The sequence below is a fragment of the Megalodesulfovibrio gigas DSM 1382 = ATCC 19364 genome (assembly GCF_000468495.1).
In the GTDB taxonomy this organism is placed as follows: domain Bacteria; phylum Desulfobacterota; class Desulfovibrionia; order Desulfovibrionales; family Desulfovibrionaceae; genus Megalodesulfovibrio; species Megalodesulfovibrio gigas.
In genome coordinates this window covers 3,172,168-3,187,386 of record NC_022444.1, presented here as the reverse complement: position 1 = coordinate 3,187,386, position 15,219 = coordinate 3,172,168, and the positions used below count along the sequence as shown (strand labels likewise).

The 15,219-nt window shown below is 64.0% G+C and carries 13 protein-coding genes; 4 read left to right on the top strand and 9 right to left on the bottom strand.

The window, feature by feature from the left end; translation table 11 throughout:
- Position 1: 1 nt before the first annotated feature.
- On the bottom strand, positions 2-646 hold the full coding sequence (locus DGI_RS13990; protein ID WP_021761818.1) for a CvpA family protein: 645 nt from the start codon (positions 644-646) through the stop codon (positions 2-4).
- Between the two features lie 261 nt (positions 647-907).
- On the opposite strand from DGI_RS13990, the gene groES reads away from it, so the two are divergent.
- Both groES and groL read left to right on the top strand, forming a co-directional pair.
- On the top strand, positions 908-1,198 hold the full coding sequence (gene groES / locus DGI_RS13985) for a co-chaperone GroES (RefSeq protein ID WP_021761817.1): 291 nt from the start codon (positions 908-910) through the stop codon (positions 1,196-1,198).
- An 80-nt stretch (positions 1,199-1,278) separates the two neighbouring features.
- A complete protein-coding gene (groL, locus tag DGI_RS13980; protein ID WP_021761816.1) occupies positions 1,279-2,916 on the top strand; it encodes a chaperonin GroEL in 1,638 nt (545 codons plus the stop codon).
- Positions 2,917-3,227: 311 nt separating this feature from the next.
- Here the strand turns inward: groL and DGI_RS13975 are convergent, their stop codons facing one another.
- The 8 genes from DGI_RS13975 to DGI_RS13940 all read right to left on the bottom strand — a co-directional run bounded on the left by DGI_RS13975 (position 3,228) and on the right by DGI_RS13940 (position 12,301).
- Complete coding sequence (locus DGI_RS13975) at positions 3,228-3,791, bottom strand: hypothetical protein (RefSeq protein WP_144284201.1); 564 nt, start codon at positions 3,789-3,791, stop codon at positions 3,228-3,230.
- A 189-nt stretch (positions 3,792-3,980) separates the two neighbouring features.
- Positions 3,981-5,147 carry a 3-dehydroquinate synthase gene (gene aroB, locus DGI_RS13970; protein WP_021761814.1) on the bottom strand — a complete coding sequence of 389 codons (1,167 nt, stop codon included), beginning with the start codon at positions 5,145-5,147 and terminating at the stop codon, positions 3,981-3,983.
- 95 nt (positions 5,148-5,242) lie between these two features.
- On the bottom strand, positions 5,243-6,343 hold the full coding sequence (locus DGI_RS13965) for a bifunctional 3-deoxy-7-phosphoheptulonate synthase/chorismate mutase (protein WP_021761811.1): 1,101 nt from the start codon (positions 6,341-6,343) through the stop codon (positions 5,243-5,245).
- Positions 6,340-7,596 carry a DUF362 domain-containing protein gene (locus DGI_RS13960; protein WP_021761809.1) on the bottom strand — a complete coding sequence of 419 codons (1,257 nt, stop codon included), beginning with the start codon at positions 7,594-7,596 and terminating at the stop codon, positions 6,340-6,342. Before DGI_RS13960 ends, DGI_RS13965 begins: the two co-directional genes overlap by 4 nt.
- Positions 7,597-7,598: 2 nt before the next feature.
- The gene (locus DGI_RS13955; protein WP_051286643.1) at positions 7,599-9,140 is read right to left on the bottom strand and encodes a class I adenylate-forming enzyme family protein; all 1,542 of its coding nucleotides are present in this window, start codon (positions 9,138-9,140) and stop codon (positions 7,599-7,601) included.
- On the bottom strand, positions 9,137-10,420 hold the full coding sequence (locus DGI_RS13950) for a DUF362 domain-containing protein (protein ID WP_021761805.1): 1,284 nt from the start codon (positions 10,418-10,420) through the stop codon (positions 9,137-9,139). The genes DGI_RS13955 and DGI_RS13950 overlap by 4 nt, the downstream gene beginning before the upstream one ends.
- 126 nt (positions 10,421-10,546) lie before the next feature.
- Entirely contained in the window at positions 10,547-11,878 is a 1,332-nt protein-coding gene (locus DGI_RS13945; RefSeq protein WP_021761803.1) for a protoporphyrinogen/coproporphyrinogen oxidase, read from the bottom strand.
- 15 nt (positions 11,879-11,893) lie between these two features.
- Positions 11,894-12,301 carry a hypothetical protein gene (locus DGI_RS13940; protein ID WP_021761801.1) on the bottom strand — a complete coding sequence of 136 codons (408 nt, stop codon included), beginning with the start codon at positions 12,299-12,301 and terminating at the stop codon, positions 11,894-11,896.
- A 372-nt stretch (positions 12,302-12,673) separates the two neighbouring features.
- On the opposite strand from DGI_RS13940, the gene DGI_RS13935 reads away from it, so the two are divergent.
- Both DGI_RS13935 and DGI_RS13930 read left to right on the top strand, forming a co-directional pair.
- The gene (locus tag DGI_RS13935) at positions 12,674-14,035 is read left to right on the top strand and encodes an O-antigen ligase family protein (RefSeq protein WP_158407338.1); all 1,362 of its coding nucleotides are present in this window, start codon (positions 12,674-12,676) and stop codon (positions 14,033-14,035) included.
- Positions 14,016-15,215: a glycosyltransferase gene (locus tag DGI_RS13930; RefSeq protein WP_027193269.1), complete on the top strand. Its 1,200-nt coding sequence runs from the start codon at positions 14,016-14,018 to the stop codon at positions 15,213-15,215. The genes DGI_RS13935 and DGI_RS13930 overlap by 20 nt, the downstream gene beginning before the upstream one ends.
- The last annotated feature ends 4 nt before the right edge of the window (positions 15,216-15,219 follow it).

The following is a 15,219-nucleotide window of genomic DNA, read 5'->3' as shown; positions in this document are numbered from 1 at the left end:
CTTATCCTTGTTGTTGCGGCGTCGAAGGCAGCGGGCGCGAAGGCGGGAGCGGCTGCCGTTGCGGCAGGGTCTGGTTCTGACCCGGTGCGGTGTTGCCCTGCCGGGAAAATTGCTCTGAAAACTGGCCCGGCAGTTGATTCGGCAGGGGGGCGTAAGGCAGGGCGGCATCCTTGAGGTTGACCAGCAAGGTTTTGAGCACGCCGGCATACTCCCGGGCATGCGGCGCCAGCCGGGACGATTGCACAAAGTTGGACTGCGGCACGAATGTATCTGCCAGAAAAAAGACGATGAGCGCCAGCACCGTGCCCTTGGTGAGCCCGGCCAGGCCGCCGCCCAGGTTGTCCAGCCAGCCGGCAAAGGCCAGATCCAGCAGTTTGCGCAGCACCCGCGCCGTGATTCCCACCGCCATGTAGGCCGCAATGAATACCGCCAGATACGCCGCAATGCGGGCCCAGCCTTCGCTCTGAATGAGATCGCGCAGCACGTCGAAAACCCGGGCCTGGTAGTGCGTGGCGGCCCATACGCCCAGCACCACGCCAGCCAGGCCGGCCACCTCGGCCAGCAGGCCGCGCATGAGGCCGCGCACCAGAAAGAGGGCGCAGAGTCCGGCAAGAATGCAATCGAGTAAACTGAAATCCGCAAGCATAGCCAAGGCCCGGGCAGTGGGTGAATTGTCGTGTGTTCAGGGAGCAGTAGCAAAGGGGGCGATAAATGAAAAGGCCGGGGGAGGTAAAAGAAATTGGCACGGAGGAGGAAAGAAAGTTGAAAAAAATTTCGTCCGCCCCTTGCCAAAGCTGGTGAGGTGGTTAAAAGGGCTGAGTCGGCGTTAGCACTCACCGCGTGTGAGTGCCAACAACATGGCGCCGCATATTCCACTATCACATTACTCTGTTGAAAGGAGTCATCCATGAAGTTGAAGCCGTTGCACGACCGCGTCCTGGTCAAGCGTCTGGAAGGCGAAGAAACCACCAAGGGCGGAATCATCATTCCTGACACGGCCAAGGAAAAGCCCATGCGCGGCGAAGTGATCGCAGCCGGTCCCGGCAAGACCGACGACGACGGCGACCACATCAAGATGAGCGTCAAGAAGGGCGACATCATCCTCTTCAACAAGTACGCCGGCACCGAAATCAAGGTTGATGGCGTGGAGCTCCTCGTGATGCGCGAGGACGACATCCTGGCCATCATCGAGGACTAGCCCTTGCCCTGGCAAGAGCATTCCTGCTGAATTCTTGATCATTTCCCACTGATTCTCATACTTTCAAGGAGCACGCTTCAATGGCTGCCAAAGAAATTCTGTTCGATACCCATGCCCGTGAACGCCTGCAGCGCGGTGTGGACAAGCTCGCCAACGCCGTCAAAGTGACCCTCGGCCCCAAGGGCCGCAACGTGGTGATTGAGAAGTCCTTCGGCTCCCCCATCATCACCAAGGACGGCGTGACCGTAGCCAAGGAAATCGAACTGGAAGACAAGTTCGAGAACATGGGCGCCCAGATGGTCAAGGAAGTGGCCTCCAAGACTTCCGACATCGCCGGCGACGGCACCACCACCGCCACCATTCTGGCCCAGTCCATCTTCAATGAAGGTGTGAAGCTCGTGGCCGCCGGCCGCAATCCCATGGCCATCAAGCGCGGCATCGACAAGGCCGTGGCTGCCATCGTGGCCGAGCTGGGCTCCTTTGCCAAGCCCACCCGCGACCAGAAGGAAATTGCCCAGGTCGGCTCCATTTCCGCCAACAACGACCCCACCATCGGCAACATCATTGCCGAAGCCATGAACAAGGTGGGCAAGGAAGGCGTGATCACCGTTGAGGAAGCCAAGGGCCTGGAAACCACCCTGGACGTGGTGGAAGGCATGCAGTTCGACCGCGGCTACCTCTCCCCCTACTTCATCACCGACCCCGAAAAGATGGTCTGTGAAATGGACGAGCCCCTTATCCTCGTCCATGACAAGAAGATCTCCAGCATGAAGGACATGCTCCCCGTGCTGGAACAGGTGGCCAAGATGGCCAAGCCCCTGCTGATCATCGCTGAAGACGTGGAAGGCGAAGCCCTGGCCACGCTGGTGGTGAACAAGCTGCGCGGCACCCTGCAGGTGACGGCCGTCAAGGCCCCCGGCTTCGGCGAACGCCGCAAGGCCATGCTGGAAGACATCGCCGTGCTCACCGGCGGTACCCTGGCTGCCGAAGAAATGGGCAAGAAGCTTGAAAACGTGACCCTGGAAGACCTGGGCCGCGCCAAGCGCGTTGTCATCGACAAGGAAAACACCACCATCGTGGATGGCTACGGCGAATCCGACGCCATCAAGGCCCGCATCAAGCAGATCCGCGCCCAGATCGATGAAACCACCTCCGACTACGATCGCGAAAAGCTCCAGGAACGCCTGGCCAAGATCGTCGGCGGCGTGGCGGTGATCAACGTTGGCGCCGCGACCGAAACTGAAATGAAAGAAAAGAAAGCCCGCGTGGAAGACGCCCTGAACGCCACCCGCGCGGCGGTGGAAGAAGGCATCGTCCCCGGCGGCGGCGTGGCCCTGGTGCGCTGCTCCAAGGTGCTGGCCGATGTGGTTGCCCTGGACGACGATGAACAGGCCGGCGTGAACATCATCCGCCGCGCCGTGCAGGAGCCCCTGCGCATGATCGCCTCCAACGCCGGCGTCGAAGGCGCCATCGTGCTGGAAAAGGTCATGGGCGGCACCGACGGCTACGGCTACAACGCCGCTTCCTGCGAATATGTGGACCTGATCGCCGAAGGCGTCATCGACCCCAAAAAGGTCACCCGCATCGCCCTGCAGAACGCCTCCTCCGTGGCGTCCCTGCTGCTGACCACCGAAGCTGCCATCGCTGAAAAGCCCGAACCCAAGAAGGAAGCCCCCGCCATGCCCGGCGGCATGGGCGGCATGGGCGGCATGTACTAAGAGTACAAGACGGCCAATCGGGGGAACCCCTTTCTGTAGAAAGGAGTTCCCGTCCGTTCCGAGCTGGCCCCCCTCCCCAAAGACTTTTTACGGGAAGGGCGATATTACACCCCCCGCTGCGCACTGCGTGGCGGGGGGTGTTTTTTGGATGAAAGTATGTTGTTTTTGAAAAGAATTTTTTATCCTGATTCCAGGATGCGGTTAATGTTTTGGAAGGGGAGAGCGCGTCTCCCCTCTTGGAAAAAGTTTTCCTTTCCCCTCTCGCAACAGCCTTGCCGCAACACTACTCTGCCTGGCAGAACGGCGGGCGCTTACTCTTCCACCTCAAACACGGCGTCCAGTTGGGTCATGAACGGGCGCACGGCGTCCTGGTCGGCCTTGGGCGCTTCTTCCAGCATCTGATCCATCTGCTGCATGCCTTGCTGCATCTGCTGGCGGAGCATGGCCTTTTGCTCCGCGCTCAGGCCGGGCTGCTGTTCCAGCTCGGCCAGGCCGGCCTGCATCTGCGCCCTGGCGTTGAGACCTTCGGCCCCCAGCCGGATGGTGGTATAGGCCTGCATCACCCTGGTGGCCACGTCAGCCCACTGGGTCTGGTCCTGGAACCCGTGCTTCTTCAGGATGGCCAGCACCCTGGGCTCCAGGGCGGCCTGGGCCAGCCAGTCCCGGATGTTCCAGTTCTTGTCGTCGGCATCCACGGTGTCCTTGTTGATGTCCTGTTGTGAGCCGGACTGTTCGTACAGCGGTTGGATTTCCTGGATGCTGCGGATGAAGCCTTCCACGGTGGCGGCGGTCAGGGCTTGCGCCTGGGCGGCCACAGCCGCCACGAGAGAAAGCCCCAGCGCAACCGCCAGGCAGAACGCGCGAAACCTGTGCATGGTCATGTCCTTGATGAATGAATGGATGATGTCGTGATGGGGACGCCGCCTCACCGTTGCAATAGCGCATTTTAATGTTGAAAAAGGACACTGCGAGAGGGGAAACCTTTTNAGTCTTTGGAAAGGGGGTTCGGGGGAAGAACCTTTCTGTAGAAAGGTTTTCCCCCGAGAGCTTCTTTCAAAGATAACTTACCCGAGCGCGATGGCGTGCAGCACGTCCTCGTCCGGGATGTTGCGCACCACCTCCAGCTGTCCGATGGCCCGCGGCAGGATGAAGGTCAGGCCGCCGGCCTGCTTTTTTTTATCCGTCTGCATGGCGTCCAGCAAGGCCTTGGGGGCGATGGCGGGGAACGGGTCAAGCAGTCCCAGCCGGTGGAGCAGGGCGTCTTGCTGATTTGGGAGGGAGGCATCGCACAATCCCAACCGCACGGCCAGTTGCGCAGCCAGGCGCATGCCCTGGGCCACGCACCAGCCATGCGGCCGGGAAAACTGCAGCACCGTCTCCAGCCCGTGGGCAAAGGTGTGCCCGTAATTCAGCAACATGCGCTCGCCGGATTCCAGTTCGTCCCGGGCCACCACGCCGGCCTTGATGCCCACGCAGTGCGCGATGGAGGCGGACAGGCAGGCGGGAGACCAGGGGGCTGACCCCCCTGGACCCCGCTTGAGGTGCGGCTGGTGCTGGTTCGCCCGCGAACCAGCACCAGCCGCACCCGAACAAGGGGGTTCGGGGGAAACTATTTCCCCCGATATTTCCTTTTCCACCCATCCATAAAACGCCTTGTCCATCATCGCATACTTGGCCAGCTCGCCCAGGCCGGAGGCAAATTCGTCACCGGGCAGGGTGTGCAGGACGTCCGGATCAATGCAGACGTGGGCCGGCTGGTGGAAGCGGCCGATGCAGTTTTTGACTGCACCAAGATTGACGGCGGTTTTGCCGCCCACGCTGGCGTCGATCATGGCCAGCAGGGTGGTGGGGACCTGCACATAGGGGATGCCCCGCATGTACAGGGCCGCGGTCAGGCCGGCCACGTCGCCCACGAGGCCGCCGCCCAGGGCTGCAATCCCGCCGTCCCGCGCCAGACCGGATTCCAGAAGCTGACGGGAAAGGGCCTCCACCGTGGCCAGGGCCTTGTGCTGTTCGCCACCGGGGAAGGTGATGAGCCGGCAGGGGAGCCCGGCGCGTTCCAGGGAGGTCAGCAGGCGCTGCCCGTAGAGGCTGGCCACGGTGGTGTCGGCAATCACGGCCCAGGCCTGCCGCCGCAGGGGCAGCAGGCGCTCGCCCAGGGAATCGAGCAGGCCCGGGGCGATTTCCACGGCATAGGGCCCGGCGGGCAAGACGACGTCGAGACGATGCATGCAGCCTCCCAAAAGTCTTTGGAAAGGGGGTTCGGGGGAAGAACCTTTCTTCAGAAAGGTTTTCCCCCGAGGACTCTTTTCAAAAGCACTTGATGCTATTTCATGGAAGAAGGAATGCAGGCGTCGCAGTCGCGGATATGGCGGACCAGCGCCACGGCCTGTTCCATGTCCAGCTGCTGATCGGCGTCGGACAGGGCGGCCGCGGGATGGCAGTGGCACTCGAACATCACCGCATCGGCCCCGGCGGCCAGGGCGGCAAAGGCCATGCGGGCCACCAGGTCCTTGCGTCCCAGGGCATGGCTCACATCCACCACCACGGGCAGGGTGGTTTCCTGTTTGAAGAGGGCCACGGCGGCCAGATCCAGGGTGTTGCGGGTCCAGGTTTCGAAGGTGCGGATGCCGCGTTCGCAGAGCATGATGTCATTGTTGCCGCCGCTGGCGATGTATTCCGCCGCCAGAATGGCTTCCTCCATGGTGGCGCACATGCCGCGCTTGAGCAGGATGGGCTTGTGCAGGGAACCAAGGACCTTGAGCAGGGAGAAGTTGGCCATGTTCCGCGTGCCCACCTGGAGCACGTCGGCGTACCGGGCCACGAGTTCCACATCCTTGACGCTCAAGACCTCGGTGACCACGTCCATGCCCAGCTCGTCCGCCACCTCGCGCAAGAGGATGAGGCCCTCTTCCTCCAGCCCCTGAAAACTGTACGGCGAGGAGCGCGGCTTGAACGCGCCGCCGCGCAGAAAGCGCACCCCGGCATCGCGCAGGGGTTTGGCGGTCTTGTAGAGCTGGTCGCGGCCCTCCACGGAGCACGGCCCGGCGATGATGGCCGCCTCTCCGCCGCCGATGCGGCCGTGGGGCAGCGTGATGACGTGATCCCCGGCGCCGGAATTGCGGTGCACGCGCAGGGTCTTGCGTTGCTGCACCCCCATGAATTCGGTGGAATTCTTGAAAATTTCCTTGAAGATGCGGGCCAGCATGTCATCGGGCAGTCGGGCAGGGGAGGCGGCGTTGGCCTCCAGGATCTCGCCGAGCATTTCGGCCTCGCGGCGGGCGTCGAAGTGCGGCAGGTGCAGGCGGTCCTTCTCCTGGCCGATCATCCGCGCCACCTGATAGTATTCCAGCAGGGACTCCAGGAGACGCAGGTTCACGGCACCCATGCGGGCGCGCAATTCGTGCAGGGCGGATTCAGGGGTCATGACTGCGCCTCCTCGGCCATGCATTGCTTGTATGCCTTGTAGAATTCCAGGATGTGCGGCGGGCAGCCCGGGATGAACCGGGACAGGGGCTTGCGCTCCGCCTGGGAGAAGATGAGGTCCGCCGCGCAGGAGCCGAAGCACCACAGCGGGCCGCGCAGCTTTTTGAGGTTGACCATGTCCGGCATGGGCTTGCCCACGTAGACGGACTGGATGGGATTGCCCGCCAGCAGGCCTTCGCCGGCCAGCTTGTCCAGGGAATGGCGCAGGGCCGAGAGGCAGCCGTTGCAGGCCCCACCCTCGATGCATTGCACTTCGTCATAGGCCCCCTGGGGGCTGATGACCGGCCGGGTGAACTGACGGCGCACCTCCTCGATGCTGCGGCCGCGCACGTCAATGTTGTTCACGTCCGTCTCGCCAAGGCCTTCCTGCCGGCACAGGCGCAGCATGGCCACTTCCATGGGGTGGATGCCCATGACGCTGGTGGCCACGGTGTCCACAGCCACGATATCCTCGCCGGCCACCAGGGTGTTCATGTCCGGCACCACGCTGCCGGACAGCGGGGCCTGGCCCTGGGCGGCGATGATGCCATCCACCAGGGTCAGCTGCGGGCGGACCTTGCGCAGGATGTCCACCATCTTCACGTGCAGGTCGTTGCGGTGGAAGAACATGCGCTGATCGTCCAGGATCAGGCCGTACTGGTTCTTGATGCCCAGCGTCACCAGGGCATGCATGTGGGTCTTCATCTTGGGCAGATTGATGTAGACATCGGCATCCAGCAGGCTTTTGGGCAGGATCATGGGGCTGAAGATGGTGGCCTCGGGGTTGTCCACCACCACCTGCTCCTCTTCATCGAAGAAGCGCAGCCGTGCGCCATAGCCGGCCAGGCGGGCCTTGAACTCGCCCAGCTGGGCCAGGGCCTCGGCCAGGGGCAGGCCGTAGCCGGGATTGTCACCAATCCAGATTTCCCGGGCGCCGGCGTCCTTGAGCAGCTCCACCAGGGCAAAGAGCACGCGTTCGTCCGTCACCACGGCAAAGGGATTTTTGGGATTGGGACGCACGAGATTGGGTTTGACCAGCACGGTCTTGCCGCGGACCATGCCCGGCAGGTCCGTGGCCAGGGAGAGCACCTCGGCGGTGAGCTGCCGGATGACATTGAGGCTGGCGTCGGTGTAGGCCGCTGGCGACTCGCCCACCTGCGCGGCGCGGGCAATGGCGACCACCGGACGGCTGGGATTGGCTGGGGAATGGGTCATGATCAAAGCTCCTTCCACGCAATTTTGCCGCCCGGGGTCTTGGGGATGGCATCCACGATGTCGATGACCCGGGGCAGGGCGAAACGATGCAGCCGGGCTTCCAGCCAGCGCCACAGTTCCCTGGGAGTGGCCTCCTGGCCGGGACGCAGGGCCACCACCGCGCGGGGAGCCTCCCCGCGCAGCGGATCGTGCATGCGCACCACCACGGCCTGGGCCACGGCGGGGTGTTCGTGCAACAGTTCTTCGATGCGGGTGGGGTAGACCTTCATCCCCGCCACCTTGAGCATGCCTTGCATGCGGCTGTGAAACATCACGGCGCCGTCCGGCGTGCGCGAGACAAGATCGCGCGTGCGGAACCGGGCCGTACCGTCCGGTCGGATGACGAAACTTTCCGCTGATTCCAACGGCATGTGGTAGTATTCCCGGCACACGCCGGGGCCGGAGACGTGCAGTTCGCCCACTGCCCCATCCCGGACGGGCTCGCCGTGTTCGTCCAGGATTTCCACCAGATACTGCGGCAGCGGCCGGCCCGTCGCACCGGCGGGAAAGGACGGGTCCTCCTCCAGGGGCGTGGCCATGGCAATGCCCGTGGTTTCCGTGGATCCCCACACCGGCAGCAGGCGGACGCCGAGGCGGTTGCGAAACTCGCGGGAAAGCGCCGCCGGCACGTGCATGCCGCCGCTCTCTGCCACGCGCAGGCTTTCCAGGTCGAAGGGTGCGTGTTCGTGCTGGCGGATCAGGGTTTCATAGATGGCGGCCACGGCCATGAAGCAGGTGACATTGAACCGGCGGATGGTGTCCACAATGGTGCGGGGATCGATGCCGTCCATGAGGGCCAGTGCGCCGCCCTGGGCCAGGGGACGGGCAAAGAGTTCATGCGGATGGACGAAGGACGGCATCATGCACAGGTGCACGTCATCCCCGGTCATGCGGAAGTGTTCCACCGAGGCCAGAGAATTCCAGTGGATGTTGCCCAGGGTGGTCAGGGCGCCCTTGGGCCGGCCGGTGGAGCCGGAGGTGAAGTTCATGTACACGGGGGTATCGTCGTCATCAGGGGGCAAGGGCATGGGCAGGCGCACGCCCTCCAGCTCGGTCCAGAACCGGCAGCACGGCGCGGTGTGGGGCGTGGGCAATTCGTGATCCGGATGCGGCAGCACCAGCCGTGGCAGGTGCGGCGCGCCCAGGGTGTCCCACAGGCCGGCATGGGAGGCGCACAGCACCACGGCGCGCGGGCTCAGGCGGGTGAGCAGATCCCGCAGCACGGCCGGGGGCTGGTTGGCGTCCAGGGGAAAAAAGATGGCGCCGAGCGCCTGAATGCCCAGATACGCGGCGATGGCCTCGGGCGTCTTGCGCACCAGGCATCCCACGCGATCCCCGTGCCGCACGCCCATGTCCTGCAGCAGATGCGCCGCGGCTGCCGCTTCCTGGGCCAGCTCGGCATAGGTCATGGTCCGCAGGGGGTGGAACACTGCCGGCCGCTGCGGTGTGCGCGCGGCGTATTCGGCCACCAGGGCGGGGAAGGAAGGCCAGGGAAAAGGGATCATGACTCGCTCCTTGCCGCCAGGCATCGCAAATGCGCATCATATTGCCGGCATTGTTCTGCAAAATAGCCCTGTTCCCCATGGAAGGCCAGGCCGGCGCGGGGGCAGGCAGCGTAGCAATACAGGCAGCCCAGGCAGGCGTCCGGCAGACGGGAGGTGCCGGCGTGCAGGGCGCGCGGGTCGTGCCCCAGGGGGCACAACGCCACGCAGGGCCTCGGGTCCGGACAGCCATCGCAGGCTGCCGTGGGTTCCAGCCGATCCAGCCGCATTTCCTGATGCAGGAACTTGTCCTGCCGAAGGCCGGTCTTGAACAGCAATTCGCCGAACCATTCCGTGGCCGCCAGCCGGGTGAAGAGCGGCGTGTTGCGGATGGCCAGGAAGTACTTCTGCCGTGACGGGTGATGGATGAACGTGGCGATGGGGCCGGCCTTGGGCGGCGCAAAGGACCGGGCCACGCCGGATACGTCCACGGCCTCGGCCTGGGCCTTGCGCGCAGGCGTGAGCAGCCCGCGGGCCTCGGCCTGACGCAGGGGGCGGATCTCGTCGTACCGGAACCCGGCCAGGCGGGCGCAGGCCATGTCGATGACCAACGGATCCTCACCCACCAGCACCGCAGCCAGCCGCAAGGGGGTACCGCGGGTGGGGCCCAGCCCTTCCATGGCCACCAGGGCATCCACAATGTGCAGCCCGGGGGCAAGGCCTTCGTTCAGGCGGATGATGTTGGCCGCCAAGGCTTGATGCGTCTTCTTCTTGTTTTCCTGACCGACCAGGCAGCCCATGAGATTTTTGAGGCAGACGCTCATGCCGGCCTCGAAATGCGTCTTGAGCTTGGGCAGGTTGATGAGCAGCGCCGCCTGGGCGCAGGTGCGGGAGACCTGGGCCACAATGCCGTCTTCAAAGGGCACGTCCACGGCCTCGTCGAAGTTGCAGTCCACGAACCGGGCGCCGAAGCGGGCGGCCAGGGCATCCATGCGCAGCCGCGTGGCCACGCCGATCTTGTTGCGGTAAAAGCCGGAGTTGGTGCCCTCGGCCACGGTGAGGTTGGTGTATCCCTGATCCCGGAGCCAGCCCAGCAGGGCGGCCAGGAGGCGCAGATCCGTGGTGTTGCCGGTCAGGGCGTTCATGGCTGCGTTGGCGTTGGGCTTGAGCACCACCGGGGCGGCGCGATCCGTCGGCAGCACGTGGGCAAAGGCGGCGAGGGACTGGTCCAGTCCCTGCCGAATGGCGCGCACCGTCCAGGCGCGAAAGAGCTGCGGGGGAATGCGGGACGTAGCTATGGCCATGACATCCTCATCGCAAGGTGTTGGGAACTCGGATTATCCTATCACCGATGCGCCGGGGAATGTCAAACGCCAAGTCGAAACGATTGTGTAAAAAAAATGCCGCCGAGGCGGGCGGCACGGGTGCGATCATGATGTGCGACGCAACACCTCCCGGGCAGCCTTGAGGCCCTGGCTGGCGGCGGTGGGGGTCATGCAGAACAGGAACCCGCCCTGGCGGCCCACGGTGAGGCAGTTTTGCAGCGAGCGCGCGGGGGTCAGGGCTGCGGCAAGCTGCTGCTGATAATCCAGGGGATAGACGGGCAGGGCCTGCGGCAGCCGGACAACCCGGGAGGCGCGCAGGGAGGAGGCGTCGTACAGATCCGCCAGGTGCGAATCGGCCAGAGCGGTGCGCAGCAGGGCGGCATCGTCCATGGTGGAGAGTTCGGGAGTCATGGTGTATTCGAAGCAGATGCCCTCCCGGCCGTCCGGGGAGCGCTCCCGGAAAATGGAGTGTGGGTAGTACGTCCGGTTGCAGGCCATGCGCGGATCCGGATGATAGACATAGACGAAGGGGCGCGCCGGCGGCGTCTGGCTTTCAAACGTCAGGCAGACCAGCGCCATGTCCAGGGCCGGCAGGGTGGGGACACCCGCGCCGAGCAGCCGGTTCAGGGTATTCAGGGGCGCAGTCCAGACCAGATGGGAGGCCTCGTGCGTCTGGCCCAGGGCGGTCACAGCCTGCACCCGGCCGTCGCCACGCTGAAGGTGCAGCGGGCCGCAGGAGCAGACGGCCTCGCCGCCAAGAGCCTTGAATTCCTGAAAGAGCGCGTCCGTATAGGTCTGAAATCCGGCGGCGGGATAGTAATACGGCCGTTTGAGGCGTTGCAGTGCGCCCACCACACGCCGCACGTGCCCCACCTGGGGCGGGGGCTCAAGATCCTGCCTGGCGCTGCGTTCCACCCGGGCCAGCCAGTGGACATGCAGGTGCTGCGGGTCCTGCAGTGTTTTTTTGGTCAGAAATTGCCGGAACAGCTCCTCGTAAAAACAGTCTCCGCCCTTGGCCGTCAGCTCGTCGCGGGCCGAGGGCTCGCCGCGCAGGGGCGGCTTTTTGCCCAGCAGTCCTTTGAGAATCCCGGTCTTGTAGCGCCAGGGATACGAGAAGACATCGCGGTGGTTGGGGAAGGCGTAGCACCGGCCGCCCTCGGACACAGGGGCCTGGATGGCAAAGGCGAAGGGCCGTTGCAGGCAGCGCGTCGGATCCAGCACGGCCCTGGCCAGCAGGGCGCCTTCGTCCTGGGGGTCCTCGAAGAGCACATGCGGGCCGTAATCGAACAGGACATCATCCAGCAGAAACGACCGGCACAGGCCGCCGGGCTCGGGAGCGCGTTCCAGGAGCAGCACCGGCCTGCCCTGACGGGCCAGAGTCACGGCGCATGCCAGCCCGGCCAGGCCTGCGCCCACAATGATGACGCGAGCAGCCATCGTCACCTCGACCTGTTATCGTGGGAGGGGGGTGATTTCCATGCGGGCCACATGCGCCGGCGGCACCCCCACGGCAATGAAGCGCTCGTCCTGCGACTCGCCCGGCGCAAGGAATCCCTTGCGCGCCTTGCGCTCCACGCGGTGGCTGACAAGCAGGGTGCCGGAGGCGTCGTACAGGGCCACCACCATGCCGTAGCCGGCGATGGGCGAGGCCGAAACGTTGGTGACCACGGCGTCGATGAAGGTATGTTCTTCGAATTCCTGAGGCGTGCAGATGGTTTGCACCGCCACGGGGGGCACCATGAATTCCGGGCACGTGCCAAGCGCGGCGCCGGCGCGCGCCAGTGCCGCACCAGGGCTGAGGGCGAAAAGCAGGGCGGCGCTTACGGCAACAGGCAGCAGCAACAACGACAACGGGCGCATGGCATCCTCCTTAGTCATTCGGTATGAAATGCCACGGAACGGTAATCCCTGGCAAGGTGGAACATCTGCCGGCCGGCCCGCAGACACTCCTGGCCCGCAATCCGGGAGGCGATGGCACAAACGTGCTGGAAACGAGTTGTCACAGGCATGGCCCTCTGGTATGCAAGAAGCAGCAGTCCGAGTCGGTATGCAATGTGTTTTCCGGCTTCCGCGCGGCTGCCTGTGGACGCGTGCCAGGAGGAGTCCATGCTTTCATCGTCCTCAGATACCGTTCAGACGCACGGGTTTCCCAGGCATGCAACAGCGCAGCGCCCCTTCCTTAGCCCCGTGGTGGCCATCATTGCAGTCATTGTCGGAGTCGCTTCCCTGGGAATGATGGTTTCGCCTTGGCACATGTATGCCTGGCTGCCTGGGGTGGGACTGCTTCTGCTGCTGATTCTGGGACGCAAGCCGGAGCTCGCCTTTTACGTGGTGTTGTTCCTGGTGCCGTGGGATGCTGTGCGCGCCCTTGCAGGGCCAGATTCGTCCATCACCATCTCGAAGTTTGCCGGCATGGCCATGGTGCTGGTGGTGGCGCTGCACATGGTCTTTTCCCGCGGCTCGCGCTATGCGCTGCATTCCAACTTGTGGCGCTGGATCGGCTTGTTCCTGGCGACTGCCCTGATCTCTGCATTGCTGACACGATATCCTGATGAAGCCTGGGGGGATCTGCGCAAACTGGTGGCGTCGGTGACGGTGTTCGGGCTGGCGCTGGCGTTGGTGGATGAAAAAGGCTTCACCAGGACTGTGCCGCGGGTGGTGATCTTCTCCATCGGCATCTCCACGTTTCTCTCCGTGACCACCTACGCATTCGGCCTGACCCTGTTCACCATGAACACGGACTTCGAACGCCTTGTCGGCGTGGCCTACAACCCCAACCACTATGCCTCCTTCGTCCTGTTCAGCATGCCGCTGCTGGCGCACTGGTTTTTTAACGCCACCCGTTCGTGGGTGCGCGTGTGCGGTGCGGTGGTGTTCATCGTCAACCTCGGCGCACTGGTGCTGACGTATTCGCGCGGGGCCTTCGTCGTCAGTCTGGTCATCTTCGGGGCCCTGATCCTGGAACACGGCCGCAAGCTGCGGCCGCGGCACCTCGGATTCCTGGGGCTTGGTCTTGCCCTTGTGGTGGCCGGGGCTGCGGCATATGTGCCGGACACCTATTGGGAGCGGCAAAAATCCATCAGCACCCAGGACTCTTCCGTAAGCGCCAGGCTTTCTTATGTGCTGTTCGCCTGGGAGACCTGGCGGGAGCATCCTGTGATCGGAACGGGCATCGGAACCTATGACAGAGCCTATTCATTTTCCGAGTATGCCTTCACCCGCGGCTGGGGGCGCAAAACCCGGCTGGATGCCCAGCGCGATGCCCACAACACCTATCTGGAAGTGGCGGTGGGGATGGGTACGGTGGGGCTGGGGCTGTTCCTGGGTATTCTGGTGATAGCCTGGCGAAACTTCACCAACGCAATACGAGAATCCAAGGTGTTGCAGGACCCGCAATTGACGCAGTTGATCACCGCATACAGGCTCTCGTTCGTGTCCATTCTGGCGTACTTTTTTCTCTTGTCGCGGGTGTATTCACACTATTATTGGCTGGCGTTGGCCTTGTCCACAGTGGCGTTGCGCGTGGTGCAGCAGCGGTGCAAGGCCATGAACACCCAGATTGCGCAGGGGCAGGATGATTCGCACCGCAGCTGAAATCGTCTTTTGGATTGCTGTGGCCATCCCGCTGCTTGTGGTGGTGGGCAATCCGCTATGCATTTACGTGGCCACCCTGTTGCAGCGGCACAGACCCAGTCCCGAAGCCGCAGTCGGGCAGCCGTTGCCGTCGCTCAGTCTCATCGTGGTGGCATACCGACCGGGACCGTTGCTGAAGGCCAAGCTGGCCAATGTGCTGCAGCTGAACTATCCCGCGCCGCTGGTGGAGGTCGTCTACGCCTCGGACGGCGAGGATGCTGCCGCCATGGCGGAGTGCCGCGCCTGGGCCGAGCAGGCGCGCGCTGCAGGCATGGCAGTGCAATGCCTGGAAACTGCCGTGCGAGGCGGGAAAATTGCCGCCATCAACGAGGCCGTGGCCCGGGCGCACGGTGACGTGCTCGTGTTTTCCGATGTGGACGCCAGGCTGGAGGCCGGCGCATTGCAGCATCTGGCGCGCCGCTTTGCGGATCCTGCCCTCGGCGGTGTGGGCGGCAGGCGCGTGGTGGCCGGGGCACACACGCGGACAGGCGCCGTGCAGGCGATGTACTGGCGGCTGGACGCCTGGCTCAAGACGCAGGAATCCCGTCTCGGCGCCGTGACATCAAACGACGGCAAGCTGTATGCCATGCGGCGCGCCGTGTTCGTCCCGATTCCGGATGCCGTCACCGATGATCTGTACAATTGCCTGACAGTGTTGCGCCGTGGATTTCGTTTCGAATACGAGCCTGCCGCAGTGGCCGCAGCGCCAACGCCTTCACGGGATGATGCCCACGAAATCACGCGAAGGCGTCGCATCGTGTGCAGGGGCCTGCATGGCTTGTGGCGCTCCAGGGAACTGTTCAACCCCGTTGCCTTTGGCTGGCTTTCCGTGCGGCTCTTCATCAACAAACTGCTGCGCCGCATGCTGCCCGTTGCGTTGATGGGCCTGTTGTGTTCGTCGCTGCTGCTTTCCTTCTCTTCCGGGATGTATCTTGCCGTGTTGCTGCTGCAGATGTGCTGCTATGGCGTGGCAGTGTTGCATCCCCTGCTGCACACGGTGGCAAAGGCACCCAGGCGGCTTGTCAAACTGTCCTCCACGGCGTGGTACGTCTGCCTCGGCATGTATGGCACGTGGCTGGGCACCCTGGATTTTGTGCGGGGCAAGCGGGTGGCGATGTGGATGCCCATGAAGGCGCCATAAGCAG